This is a genomic window from Bifidobacterium [indicum] DSM 20214 = LMG 11587 (assembly GCF_000706765.1).
Classification (GTDB): domain Bacteria; phylum Actinomycetota; class Actinomycetes; order Actinomycetales; family Bifidobacteriaceae; genus Bombiscardovia; species Bombiscardovia coryneformis.
Genome location: NZ_CP006018.1, coordinates 855,999 through 868,630, shown reverse-complemented (window position 1 = coordinate 868,630; position 12,632 = coordinate 855,999). Strand labels below are relative to the sequence as shown.

10 protein-coding genes are annotated in these 12,632 nt (G+C 58.8%); 6 read left to right on the top strand and 4 right to left on the bottom strand.

Annotation, left to right across the window (positions count from 1 at the left end; genetic code table 11):
- Positions 1–25: 25 nt before the first annotated feature.
- The 3 genes from BINDI_RS03360 to secG all read left to right on the top strand — a co-directional run bounded on the left by BINDI_RS03360 (position 26) and on the right by secG (position 2,420).
- The gene (locus tag BINDI_RS03360) at positions 26–1,222 is read left to right on the top strand and encodes a phosphoglycerate kinase (RefSeq protein ID WP_033490094.1); all 1,197 of its coding nucleotides are present in this window, start codon (positions 26–28) and stop codon (positions 1,220–1,222) included.
- 106 nt (positions 1,223–1,328) lie between these two features.
- Entirely contained in the window at positions 1,329–2,111 is a 783-nt protein-coding gene (tpiA, locus tag BINDI_RS03355) for a triose-phosphate isomerase (protein WP_033490092.1), read from the top strand.
- A 60-nt stretch (positions 2,112–2,171) separates the two neighbouring features.
- Positions 2,172–2,420 carry a preprotein translocase subunit SecG gene (gene secG, locus BINDI_RS03350; protein WP_033490867.1) on the top strand — a complete coding sequence of 83 codons (249 nt, stop codon included), beginning with the start codon at positions 2,172–2,174 and terminating at the stop codon, positions 2,418–2,420.
- Positions 2,421–2,730: 310 nt separating this feature from the next.
- Here the strand turns inward: secG and tal are convergent, their stop codons facing one another.
- Positions 2,731–3,840 (bottom strand): transaldolase, encoded by a 1,110-nt coding sequence (tal, locus tag BINDI_RS03345; protein ID WP_033490090.1) that lies wholly within the window; start codon positions 3,838–3,840, stop codon positions 2,731–2,733.
- A 152-nt stretch (positions 3,841–3,992) separates the two neighbouring features.
- Positions 3,993–6,095: a transketolase gene (gene tkt, locus BINDI_RS03340; RefSeq protein WP_033490088.1), complete on the bottom strand. Its 2,103-nt coding sequence runs from the start codon at positions 6,093–6,095 to the stop codon at positions 3,993–3,995.
- A gap of 186 nt (positions 6,096–6,281) precedes the next feature.
- Here tkt and hrcA point away from each other — a divergent pair, with 186 nt between their 5' ends.
- The gene (gene hrcA / locus BINDI_RS03335) at positions 6,282–7,364 is read left to right on the top strand and encodes a heat-inducible transcriptional repressor HrcA (protein WP_148301972.1); all 1,083 of its coding nucleotides are present in this window, start codon (positions 6,282–6,284) and stop codon (positions 7,362–7,364) included.
- 84 nt (positions 7,365–7,448) lie between these two features.
- Positions 7,449–8,582, top strand: a complete 1,134-nt coding sequence (gene dnaJ, locus BINDI_RS03330; protein ID WP_033490084.1) for a molecular chaperone DnaJ — start codon at positions 7,449–7,451, stop codon at positions 8,580–8,582.
- A gap of 83 nt (positions 8,583–8,665) precedes the next feature.
- On the opposite strand, the gene BINDI_RS03325 is transcribed toward dnaJ, so the two are convergent.
- Positions 8,666–9,460 (bottom strand): fructosamine kinase family protein, encoded by a 795-nt coding sequence (locus BINDI_RS03325; protein ID WP_033490866.1) that lies wholly within the window; start codon positions 9,458–9,460, stop codon positions 8,666–8,668.
- A 109-nt stretch (positions 9,461–9,569) separates the two neighbouring features.
- On the opposite strand from BINDI_RS03325, the gene BINDI_RS03320 reads away from it, so the two are divergent.
- Entirely contained in the window at positions 9,570–10,445 is an 876-nt protein-coding gene (locus BINDI_RS03320; protein ID WP_033490082.1) for an undecaprenyl-diphosphate phosphatase, read from the top strand.
- A gap of 501 nt (positions 10,446–10,946) precedes the next feature.
- Here BINDI_RS03320 and BINDI_RS03315 read toward each other — a convergent pair.
- Positions 10,947–12,449, bottom strand: a complete 1,503-nt coding sequence (locus tag BINDI_RS03315) for an MDR family MFS transporter (RefSeq protein WP_033490080.1) — start codon at positions 12,447–12,449, stop codon at positions 10,947–10,949.
- Positions 12,450–12,632 lie beyond the last annotated feature (183 nt).

Sequence of the window (12,632 nt, the reverse complement as noted above, 5' to 3'; positions counted from 1 at the left end):
TGTCTGCAGCTAGGAAAGGAATGGCATGAAAACACTGAAGAGCCTCGGTGATCTCAAGGGCAAGCGCGTCTTGGTGCGTGCAGACTTCAATGTGCCGCTTGACGGCACAACCATCAAGGACGACGGCCGCATCAAGGCCGCTCTGCCCACCATCAAGGAACTCCGCGGCCAGGGCGCCAAGGTCATCCTGATGGCCCACCTGGGCCGCCCGAAGGGTAAGGTCGTTCCCGAACTCAGCCTGGCGCCGGTCGCCGACCGCCTGGGTGAGCTCCTGGGTGTCTCCGTCCCCTTGGCCGATGACACCTATGGTCCCGATGCCGAAGCCAAGGTTGACGCGATGCAGGATGGTGACGTGGTCCTTCTGCAGAACGTCCGCTTCAACCCCGAAGAGACCAGCAAGGACGAGGCGGAGCGCGATGCCTACGCCGAGAAGATCGCCAAGCTGGGTGACGCTTTCGTTTCCGATGGGTTCGGCGTTGTCCACCGTGCCCAGGGTTCCAACTACTCCGTGGCCAAGTTCCTGCCTTCTGCTGCAGGACTCCTGGTCGAGAAGGAAGTCAAGGCGCTCTCCAAGGCGACGGAGAACCCCGAACGCCCCTTCACCGTGGTCCTGGGCGGATCCAAGGTCTCCGACAAGCTTGGGGTCATCGAGAACCTGCTCAGCAAGGCCGACCGCCTGGTCATCGGCGGCGGCATGGTCTTCACCTTCCTTAAGGCCAAGGGCTACGAGGTCGGTTCCTCCCTGCTTGAGGATGATCAGGTCGATACCGTCAAGGGGTATATCCAGACTGCCCAGGAGAAGGGTGTCGAACTGGTTCTGCCCACCGATATCGTGGTGGCTGACGAGTTCAAGGCCGATTCGCCCCACGAAGTGGTCGCCGCAGACGCCATGCCCGCCGGCAGGATGGGCCTGGATATCGGCCCCGATTCCCAGAAGCTCTTCCATGACAAGATCGTCGACTCGAAGACCGTTGTCTGGAACGGACCCATGGGAGTCTTTGAGTTCCCGGCCTTCGCCGAAGGCACCCGTGCCGTGGCCCAGGGCCTGGTGGATGCCACCAAGGCGGGAGCATTCACGATCGTTGGTGGAGGCGACTCCGCTTCGGCGGTCCGTAACCTGGGCTTCCCCGACGATGGCTTCTCGCATATCTCCACCGGCGGTGGTGCCTCCCTCGAGTTCCTCGAGGGCAAGGAACTGCCTGGCCTGAAGGTGCTGGAGTAAAGTCCGTTCATCCAATGCCGGACCACCGGGTCTTGCATCCGGTGGTCCGGCATTGGCGTTTTGTTCCCGAGTCCCGTTTCTCATCATTAGGTTGGAAAGATCTGGTATGGCACGCACTCCTTTGGTGGCCGGCAATTGGAAGATGAACTTCGACCACCTCGAAGCCACCTACTTCGTTCAGAAGTTGGCCTGGCTCCTGAGAGATGCCCATTTTGACCACAAGCGCTGCCAAGTGGCCCTTCTGCCTGCTTTTACAGCCCTGCGCTCAGTCCAGGTCCTTGTGGAGGCCGACAATCTTCCCATCAGTTACGGAGCCCAGTCCGTGTCCGTCACTTCTCAGGGAGCCTTCACCGGCGATGTCTCCGCTGACATGCTGGCCCAACTTGGGTGCAGGTACGTCATCGTCGGTCATTCGGAACGCCGCAAGTACCATCCCGAAGATGATGCCAACATTGTCGATCAGGTACGAGCGGTCCTGGCAGCCGGCATGAAACCCATCCTTTGCGTCGGCGAGAGCTATGAGGAGCGACGCCAGGGCATTGAACTCGAGTTCGCCGTGAGCCAGGTCAATGACGTGACCCGCGACCTCTCTCAGGAGGACATGGAGAACCTGATTGTTGCCTACGAACCCGTCTGGGCCATCGGAACCGGCATGGTGGCCACTCCTGAGACGGCTCAGGAAGCCGCCCAGGCCATTCGTGCCCATATCGGCAGGCAGTTCGGCAAGAAGTCCGGTGAGGCCGTGAAAATACTCTATGGTGGATCAGTCACTTCAAAGAACGCCTCGCAGATGATTCAAGAGCACGATGTCGATGGCTTCCTGGTGGGAGGTGCCTCCTTGGACGTCCAGGAGTTTGCACGTATCGTCCGCCTGGCGGCAAAGGGCTGAATGGGAATCTTCCCCGGGTATCTGTACAATAACCAGTATTCACGTTCATTGGAGGTTGTCGTGGCCATTGTCAAGATTGTCCTGGAAGTCATCGTTGTTATCGCCAGTATCCTGTTGACCCTGCTGATTCTGATGCATAAGGGCAAGGGCGGCGGCCTGTCCGACATGTTCGGCGGTGGCATCAGCGCCAACGCCGGCACCTCAGGTGTTGCCGAGAAGAACCTGAACAGGTTGACCATCATCGTCGCCCTGATTTGGGTCGCCATTATTGTCGCCCTGAGTCTGATGGCCAAGTACAAGATCGCCTGAGAAACCCATCATCGAAAAGCCCCGGCGCATCCCGTCGGGGCTTTTCCGTATCAGATGAAGACCCTTGCAGGAGCGTCGAGGCAGGCATTCCCAAGAGAATCATCGAGTCGATGCCGACCACTACAGGGACTCTTGTTTTTGTTATCGGTCTATTCCGATCCCTTTTCCTGCTTGAGTGAACATGGTCTTCTGCTCTTAATAGAGTCATACAAAACAGGGTGCCCCGTCCGGTCTGATACCGGACGGGGCACCCTGCTCATCAACAGCTGTCAGTCAGTGACCGACAACTGCGATTCTCAAGATCAGGCTCTCAGCCGTTGACGCGGTCAATGCCCTTCTGGACGTCGGAGAGGACTGAATCCCAGGAAGCGATGAAGGAAGCCACACCGTCGGCCTCCAGCTTGTCGGTCACGTCCTTGATGCTGATGCCCAGGTCGGCCAGCTTCTGCATGATCTGGTGGCTCTCCTCATAGGTTCCCTCGATGGAGGGTGAACCATCACCATGGGCGGCAAGGGCCTCAAGGGTCTTTTCGGGCATGGTGTTGACAATCTGAGGAGCAACCAGCTCATCCACATACTTGCAGTCGGAGTAGGCGGGGTTCTTGGTGCCGGTCGAAGCGAAGAGCGGACGCTGACGGCGTGCGCCCTTGGCCTCCAGGTCGGCCCAACGAGGATCCTTGTCGAAGGCCTGCTCGAAGAGCTCGTAGGCCAGGCGGGCATTGGCCACAGCGGCCTTACCTTCCAGGGACTTGGCCTCATCGGAGCCGTTGGCTTCCAGGAGCTTATCCACGGCGCTATCGACACGGGAGACGAAGAAGGAGGCAACGGAGCCCATGTGCTTCAGGTCATGTCCGTTCTTGTCGGCCTGGACCATGCCCTCGATGAAGGCATCGATGACCTGCTGATACCGCTCAAGGGAGAATATCAGGGTGACGTTGACGGAAATTCCCTTGGCCAGGGTAGCGGTGATTGCCGGCAGTCCTTCGAGGGTTGCAGGAATCTTGATCATGGCGTTGGGACGATCGACCTTGGCCCACAGCTGCTCGGCCTGTTTCTCGGTCTCTTCAGTGTTGTGGGCCAGACGGGGATCCACCTCGATGGAGACACGTCCATCCACGTAATCGGTCTTCTCGGCGACTTCGCGGAAGATGTCCGTGGCGTTACGCACATCGGTCGTGGTCAGCTCGCGGACAGCGTCCTCGACATCGATGCGACCCAGCTGCTTGAGCTGCTCGTCATAGGGACCAACCTGGCTCAGGGCCTTCTGGAAAATCGAGGGGTTGGTGGTCACACCCACAACGTTGCGCTCTGCAATAAGCTGCTGCAGGTTGCCCGACTCGATGCGGGTACGGCTCAGGTCGTCCAGCCAGATCGAGACACCTGAATCGCTGGTGCGCTGCGTGTTTGCATTTTCTGCCATCTTGTAACTCCTTCTTGGGTTCCTGTTGGGAACACAAACTGCATTTTCTGCCACGATTGTGGCCGGTGTTCCGGCCGGGCGACGAACTGTCGCACCGGCCGGGGGAGGGGGACGAGAACCTCTGTTCAGTGAGGGATCCGTCCCCCGGAGAATCAGAAGGCCTTGCGGACTTCCTCGATGGAGGCCTTGGCGGCTTCAACCACATGATCCGCGGTGATACCGAGATCACGCATGTTTTCGTCGCCGCCACCCTGCAGCCCGAACTGCTCGATGGAAACGGGCTTGCCGTAGGAGCCGAGGTACTTGTACCAGGGCATGGCCAGACCGGCCTCGACCGAAACGCGAGCCTTGACGGACGCGGGGAGGATCTCCTCCTTGTAGTCGTCGTCCTGCTCCTCGAACCACTCCATGGAGGGAACCGAGATGACACGGGCCTTGACGCCCTGATCACCCAGGGTCTTGGCCGCGGCGACGGCATGCTGAACCTCGGAACCGGTGGCCATCAGCAGCACATCGGGCTGGCCGTCGGTATCAACCAGGACATAGGCTCCCTTGCGGACACCCTCACGGGCCTTGGCCTTGGTCTCCTCCAGGGTGGGAACACCCTGACGGGTCAGAATCAAGGCCGCAGGATGGCTGTTGTCCTTCTCGAAGAAGGCACGATAAGCCTCGGCGGTCTCGCACTGATCGGCCGGTCGCACAACCTCCATCTGGGGGATACCACGCATGGCGGCCAGGTGCTCAATGGGCTGATGGGTGGGACCATCCTCGCCAAGGGCCACGGAATCATGGGTCCAGATGTAGAGGTTGGGGATGTCCATCAGAGCGGCCAGGCGCACCGAGGGACGTTCATAGTCGCTGAACTGGAAGAAGGTTCCGTTGAAGGGCCTGGTGTCAGAACCCAGCAGGATACCGTTGGTGATGGCTCCCATGGCGAACTCGCGCACACCGAAGTGGAGCTGGCGGCCATACTTGCTGGTCTCAGGCCACTGAGTGGTCTTGTAGGCTTCGGGAGCGAAGGAGACAGCACCCTTGATGTCGGTGTTGTTGGAACCACCCAGATCTGCGGAACCACCCCAGAGTTCGGGCATGATGGGTGCCAGAGCATTGATCACGGCACCGGATGCCTTGCGGGTGGCGACCTTGGAACCGGGCTCGAAGCCTGCCTCCAGGTCGTCGATTGCCTTGTCGAAGCCCTCGGGCAGCTTGCCGGCGTGAATCCTGTCGTAGAGTGCAGCCTTGTCGGGGTTGGCCTTGCGCCAGGCCTGGTAACGCTCATCCCACTCGCTGTGCGCTGCAAGACCGCGCTGAGCGACCTCGCGTGCATGGGCCAAGGCCTCTTCATCAATCTGGAAGGACTGCTCGGGGTCGTAACCCAGGGTCTGCTTCAGGCCGGCGACAGCCTCGGCACCCAGGGCGGAACCATGGGCGGAAGGATCGTTGGTCTTACCAGGGGTCGGCCAGGCCATCAGGGTATCGACCTTGATGAACTTCGGCCTGTCGGTAACCTGCTGTGCCTTTTCAAGCACGGCGGCCAGGCCCTCGGTGTCCTCCTTGTAGGACCCGTCAGGCTGGATGAAGCTGAACTCATCGGTGTACCAACCGTAGGCCTCGTACCGCTTGAGGATGTCCTCACTCAGCGCGATCTTGGTGTCGCCCTCGATCTGTATGTGGTTGGCATCGAAGATGACGGTCAGGTTGCCCAACTGCTGGTCGCCCGCGAGAGAGCTGGCCTCGGACGAGATGCCCTCTTCCACATCGCCTTCGCCGCAAATGACCCAGATGTTGTGGTCGAAGGGGGACTGCCCTGCGGGGGCATCCGGATCCAGCATGCCACGCTCGTAACGCTGCCCATAGGCGAAGCCCACAGCCGATGCCAGACCCTGGCCCAGAGGACCGGTGGTCATTTCGATGCCGGGGGTCAGACCATACTCGGGGTGACCGGGCGTGCGGGTACCAGCAGTACGGAAACGCTTCAGGTCATCCAGGGTGAGGCCGTAACCGGAGAAGTACAGCTGCACATACTGGGTCAGTGAGGCATGACCGCCCGACAGGATGAACCGGTCGCGACCGGCCCAGTCGGGATCGTTCGGATCATGCTTCAGGAAGTGCTGATAGAGGGTGTAGGCGATGGGCGCCAAGGAGATGGGGGAGCCGGGGTGGCCGCTGCCGGCCTTCTCAACGGCATCGGCCGAGAGGACCTTGGCCATCTTGACCGCCCGCTCGTCGAGTTCAGACCATTTGAAATTGGACATATGGTGTCTACTTTCCTTCCAATTGAGAGGTCTTCATGTTCGACTTATGTCGAAAATGTTCGATTACCTTCACATTGCACTCCAATGATATATGTGCGAGCCGACACAATTCGGCTCTTCGTACCATCTTTTTGGCACTCTCGGTATCAGAGTGCTAATACTGGAGACATGACGGAAGGAGCACCTTTGGCCACTACCAGACGCATGCTGGTCCTGCGCGCTGTCGTAGAGGACTATATCCGCTCCCAGGAGCCTGTCGGTTCGGGGTCACTGACCAGAAACCACCATCTAGGAGTCAGTTCAGCAACGGTCAGAAATGACATGGCGGCCTTGGAGGATGAAGGCTATCTCATCCAGCCCCACACCTCTGCGGGCCGTATTCCCACGCAAAAAGGCTACCGCTACTTTGTCGACCGTCTGGCCACGGTCGTTCCCCTGTCGGCCGCCCAGCGTCGGGGCATCGACATCTTCCTGTCAGGGTCGGTCAGCCTGGAGGACACCCTCCAGCATGCCGCCCGTCTCCTGGCGCAAATCACAGGGCAGATAGCCGTGGTCGCCTCACCCTCCTTGGCCCATTCGAACCTGAGGAGGGCCGAGCTGATCAAACTGGACAGGGGATCCGTACTGGTGGTTGTCATCACCGATACGGGGAGGGTGGTGCAGCGCACCCTTCATGGCTCCCACCAGCCTGGGTCCGATACCCTGTCAGGATTGTCCGACATGATCAACCAGCAATGCCACGATCTGTCACTGACCCAAGCAGCGGAAAGGTGCCAGATCTTGGCCGATTCAAGCCCCGAAGCCGACACCAAGTCCATGCTGCGGATACTGGCTGCCGTCTTCGAGGAGATGGCGACCAAGGAGCAGACGAGCGGACTCTATATGGCTGGCACTTCACAGCTGACACACAGTCAGGTCGTTTCCATAGGCGACCTGGCCCCCCTCCTTGACGCCCTTGAGGAGCAGGTGGTCCTGATGCGCCTTATGAAGGCGCAAAGCGAGCTCTCCCGTGAGAACAACGGGGTCAGTGTGGCCATCGGTACTGAAACCCAGACCCCGGAACTGGTCCATGCATCCGTGGTCACCTCGGGTTACGGCCATGCCCAACAGCCACTGTCGGGCAAGAAAGGCGATGGTATGACCGATGAGCCGATAGCCTTTGTGGGATCGATAGGCCCCACCCATATGGACTATGCGGTTACCATGAGTGCAGTGCGAGCCGTGGCGTCCTACCTGACCAGTTTCCTGGCCGGGACAGATGACCAGTAAACAGGGACCAGCACACTCAGTCGGACCAACCTGACCCAGGTCTATGGAAAAATAAGCCAGAACAGCAGCACAGAAGGAATACCGGTGGCAGATTACTACGAGGTTTTGGGCGTTGATCGCACGGCGAGCGAAGATGAGATCAAAAAGGCCTATCGAAAGATGAGCCGCAAATACCATCCGGACATCGCCGGAACTGAATACGAGGACAAGTTCAAGGAGGTCAACAGCGCTTACGAGGTACTCTCGGACCCTCAGAAGCGTCGCATGTACGACCAGGGTGTTGACCCCAATGACCCCCAGGCATCCGCGGCGGGTGGCTTCGATATGGGCGATGTGTTCAGTCAGTTCTTCGGAGGTGGATTCGGAGCTGACGCACAAGGCCCCATTCCTCGTACACAACCCGGACGCGATGTGCTTGCCGGGGTCGATATAGACCTGAAAACCGCCATCTTCGGAGGTACCGTCCACACCCAGCTCCACACCTTCGGCCTATGCCAGGAGTGTGGCGGTTCCGGCGCCCAGAAGGGCACTTCTCCCGTTACCTGCCCGGTCTGCCAGGGGAGGGGATACGCCCAGAAAGTGGTACGGACCCTCCTCGGTCAGATGATGAGCCAGGCACCTTGCGAACGATGCGAGGGGCACGGCACAATCATCGAAAACCCTTGCCCACAGTGCCTGGGGCATGGCAGGTCGAGAATCAAGAGGGATGTGGGCATCAATATCCCTGCCGGTGTGGCCGACGGATCTCGACTCCGCCTGAACTCACAGGGCGAGGTAGGAGAGGGTGGCGGTGCCGCCGGTGACCTCTACATCGACATCAGCATCAAGCCCGACAAGCGGTATACACGCAGCGGCCAGGACCTGCACTGCTGGATTTCCATACCCATGACCTGGGCCGTGCTGGGTCATGCCGTCGATCTGGATACCTTCGACGGGCCGCGTCAGATTCAAGTGCCGGCCGGGAGCCAACCCGATGACGAGGTAACGCTGAAAGGCCTTGGTGTCTCCAAGCTGGGCAACAAGGAGGAACGAGGCGATATCGTCGTTCACGTCCTGGTGCAGATTCCGACCAAGCTTGATGACAGGGAGCGGGATCTGATAGAGGACTTCGCCAAGAGCCACGACTCCGACGCCAGGGAGATCCCCCAGAAATCCAAGCCGACCGCGGCAGGAGCAAAGAAGGGGATCTTCGATAAGCTCAAGGACATCTTCAACTAGCAAAACCCGAGCGAAGCAATCGGCCCGGAGTCAGCACGATAACCTGCTGACTCCGGGCCGATCTGCGAGTGGACCGGACTCGCTCAACCCAGAAGAGACCGGCACATAGACCGATACTCACTGACATAGCCGCCACCGAAGAAGGCGCAGTGTCCTGCAATGGCATAGAGCTGCCAAAGGGTAACCCGGTTCTCGTACCCCTTGGCAAGCGGATGAACCGATTGGTATCCATCAAGTATCTGGCTCAGATAGGGAATGCCGAAGAGGTGGAGCATCGCCAGGTCCTCTTCACGGTGCCCCCCATGTGCTGCTGGGTCTATCAGGACGGCCTCGGTCTGCCCTTCCTCCTTGGTCCACATCACGTTGCCGCTCCACAGGTCCCCATGAACCCTGGCAGGCTTGTCGTCCGCAGCGGCTCCCAGAAGATCCGGAAGGGCCTGGATAATCTCCTGGGTTACATCCATATCATTGCGGTTCAGAGCCCGCCTGTCGATGGCCATCCTGACCATAGGCTCCAATCGCCCCTGACCCCAGTAGGTCATTGGGTCGTCCCAGTCGCCGGTATCCATGGGTAGGGGGTCCTGGAGTGGTCCGAAATAGCAGGTGCCGGTATATCCTTCCGGCGCCGATCCAAAGTGATCAGCACCGGCATCATGCATCCGCGCCAGCTCTGCCCCGAAACGGTAGGCCGCGCCCCCGTTTGGCGAGGTCGATTCCACCTCTTCGATGTCCAGGAAGTCCCCGCCCCAGTCATATACGTCGACCACGCGTGGTCCACCAACCGACTGTGCTTGGCCCAGCCAGCGGAGTCCCAGCCCTTCGCATTCGAAGAATCCGGCAGGAGCCCCGCCTCGTGTTTTCCTATATGTTCTGACCATCGCCATACCCTCCTTGAGGAACAGTCCGATGATTCCATTGTGGGCATTCTGCGCGACATGCAGCGCTCCCACGCCGTACATCCTAGGAGGAGGGCTAAGCTGTCGAATCATGAACTTCTTCGAATCCATCCTTTTTGGTCTGGTGCAGGCGCTTACGGAGTACTTCCCCGTCTCATCGAGTGCTCATATCCGTATCCTCGGAGGATTGCTGGGGCAGGATCCAGGTGCTGCCTTCACTGCAATCATCCAGTTCGGCACCGAGCTGGCGGTCCTCCTCTACTTCCGTCATGACATAGCGAGAATCCTGACTCACTGGTTCCGCTGCCTCCTGGGCAAGGATGGGACATCCTGGCGCGAACGTCTGGGCTCCAAGGACCACGATGCCGCCATGGGCTGGTACATCATCATCGGCACCATCCCCATCGTCCTTGCAGGCCTCATTTTCCAGAAGCTGATAGAGACCAAGCTGCGTAACCTGTGGATTACCGTAGTGGTGCTCATCATCTTCGGTCTTCTTCTCGACTACTACGATCGCCATGGCCGTGAGGTCAAGGAAATCAAGCAGATGAACGCCAAGGATGCCATCCTCTTCGGTGTGGGGCAGATGCTGGCACTGATTCCCGGCGTATCACGCTCCGGAGGCACCATCACCTTCGGCAGAGCGCTCGGCTACACCCGGGAGGCCGCCACCCGAGTCAGCTTCCTGATGGCCATCCCAGCGGTATTCGGAGCTGGCATCCTGGAGACCTACAAATCGGTTAAGGACATCAATGCCGACGCCGCCTTCCCCGGTTGGGGTGCTACCATCTGCGCTACGGTGGTCAGCTTCGTGGTTGGCTATCTGGTCATCATCGCCTTCCTGAAAATCGTCTCAAGGTTCTCTTATCGAGGCTTTGTCATCTACCGGGTATGCCTCGCCATAGTGGTTGCACTGCTCCTGATCTTCAACGTCCTTCCTGCTGTCGGCGGCGTAGCCGCAGCCTGATCAGGATAGTTCCCGATTTTGTGAGCCCGCCCGTTAGAGGGGGGCTCACAAAACCATACTTACCGCCATACGTGGGAACCGGATGGCAATCTTCCCTCAAGCGACTGCTTTGGCATCTTTGCAAGAAGACGGCGATTCTCTCTAAACGTCTTCATCTGGTCTGAGGTACCGGTATTGCCTGTCATCTTCACACCGATGCAACTCTTCATCCATCCAAATCCAAGCAATCGTTCCGGGCAGTGGTATAAGAGAAGTAAGACAGCGATGGTAGCAGAGATTCACCAGCAATCACCATCGCTGCGCCGAACCACATTTGACTCTTCACACGAGTAAGGATCGGGACTTCTGCAACGTCTCCGATCGCGAGGGGCGGCCACCCAACATCCCCAATACCGGTCGCCCCTCCTTTTCACCCTGAGCTGAGACGCAGGGCTGTTCAAATATTACCGCAATTCTGAGAGTCGCACGAAAAGACAATGTTACGTCTCAAACGTACGGGCGTCACCGATTCTGGTTGTATTCGGACAGAAGCATACCGCTGCGCCGATCACAGAGATTGATGATGAAGGCGGTAACCAGCAGTACCAGACCTACCAGGAAGATGCAGTGGAGTCCCTGATAGACGATTTCGCGGGCTGGTTCCAGGTATTCCGTTGGGACCTGACCGGCGGTCTGCGGATTGATCATCCGATTCATCATGTCGTTGGTCAGACCCGGTTGTGCTGCCACACCGTGGGCCGTGACCACGTTGAGAACGATGCCGAAGATTGAAATCATCAGAGTCTGCCCAAGCGATCGCGCCAGAGTGTTGAAGCTGGTTGCAGCTCCGACCTGGTCGAAAGGCACCACACTCTGAGACGTCACCGTGGAAACAGTGACTGCAGTGCCGAACCCAAACCCATATAGGCAGGAGATGGCAAGAAACACGGCGAACGGTGTGTGCTGGGGGAGGAAGACATAGATGGTGCAGGCCACCAGGAGGAAGATAAGGGCCAGCCCGGTCACTTTATGGGGCGGATGCTTGATAATCAGCCGTCCAGCCACAAAGGAGCCGACAAGCCAGACAATGGAGGAGGGGGTCACGGCGAATCCACCCATCGACGGATTGAGGCCGAGGACGGACTGCATCCAGATGGGCAGGTATGTTTCGAACCCCATCAGGAAGCCAGAGATCAGAAGTATCACCACGTTCTGGATCACGAATGATCGATTCGAGAAGAGGTTCAGGGGCAATATCGGATCGGTCTGTCGGGTTTCCACCCTGACCAGGGCCACCACGGTAAGAGCGCAGATCAGGAACAGCACGAGACTTACCCACAGGTAGCGGACTTCAGCCAGGTTCTGCAATCCAAGCATCAGCGTGACCAAGGCCAGCACCAGGAGGGAGATACCCTTATAGTCCACGGCCGAGGTATGCCTGTCGCCTTCCTCATGGAGGAATACCTGAACCAGCAGAACGACAATCAGCCCGATGGGGACGTTGATGGCGAAGACCCAATGCCAGCTGAGCTGCTCTACGATGAACCCTCCCAGGAGTGGGGCGATGATGGAGGCAATACCCCAGGATGAGGAGTTCAGCCCTATGACCTTGGCTCGCTTCGCCAGGGGATAGATATCGGCCAGGACGGTGAATGTCAGGGGTTGTATGGCTCCGGCTCCCAGGCCTTGAACGAACCTGCAGGCAATCAGCTGCGGCATGGACTGCGCGAGGGCGCAGAGGGCGGAACCGACAACAAAGACCAGGAGGCCTATGGTCAGAAGGGGTTTACGTCCGTACTGGTCGGAGAGCTTCCCATATATGGGCGTGGTCACGGCGGTCATCAGGAGATAGATGGAATAGACCCAGTTCATGACGGACAGGCCATGAAGATCAGAGACAATCGTCGGCATTGCCGTCGACACTATGGTTCCCTCGATGGCCGTCATGAACGTGGCTACAAAGGCCGCCAGGGTAACCAAGGCCACATTCGTTCTTCTGCCTGTGGCTCGCGCTGTATTCGACACTGCTACTGCTTCCTTTAAAATCCGTATCACTCTGAACCCACATATCCTACAACCCACCCGAGCAACACTCGACAGGCCGCGCGGACCGGTCAAAGAACAAAATGCAATTCGGATGGGATAATATTAGATTCGCTTCAACACCTTTATGGTGCGCTATGCCGGCTTACGGGCCGGGCCGGGTCC

Bases quoted from the DNA above. Each gene is read 5' to 3' on its own strand.
- tpiA (WP_033490092.1), top strand. From the start codon at position 1,329: ATGGCACGCACTCCTTTGGTGGCCGGCAATTGGAAGATGAACTTCGAC.
- BINDI_RS03360 (WP_033490094.1), top strand. From the start codon at position 26: ATGAAAACACTGAAGAGCCTCGGTGATCTCAAGGGCAAGCGCGTCTTG.
- tkt (WP_033490088.1), bottom strand. From the start codon at position 6,095: ATGTCCAATTTCAAATGGTCTGAACTCGACGAGCGGGCGGTCAAGATG.
- BINDI_RS03325 (WP_033490866.1), bottom strand. From the start codon at position 9,460: ATGGTCAGAACATATAGGAAAACACGAGGCGGGGCTCCTGCCGGATTC.
- BINDI_RS03320 (WP_033490082.1), top strand. From the start codon at position 9,570: ATGAACTTCTTCGAATCCATCCTTTTTGGTCTGGTGCAGGCGCTTACG.
- tal (WP_033490090.1), bottom strand. From the start codon at position 3,840: ATGGCAGAAAATGCAAACACGCAGCGCACCAGCGATTCAGGTGTCTCG.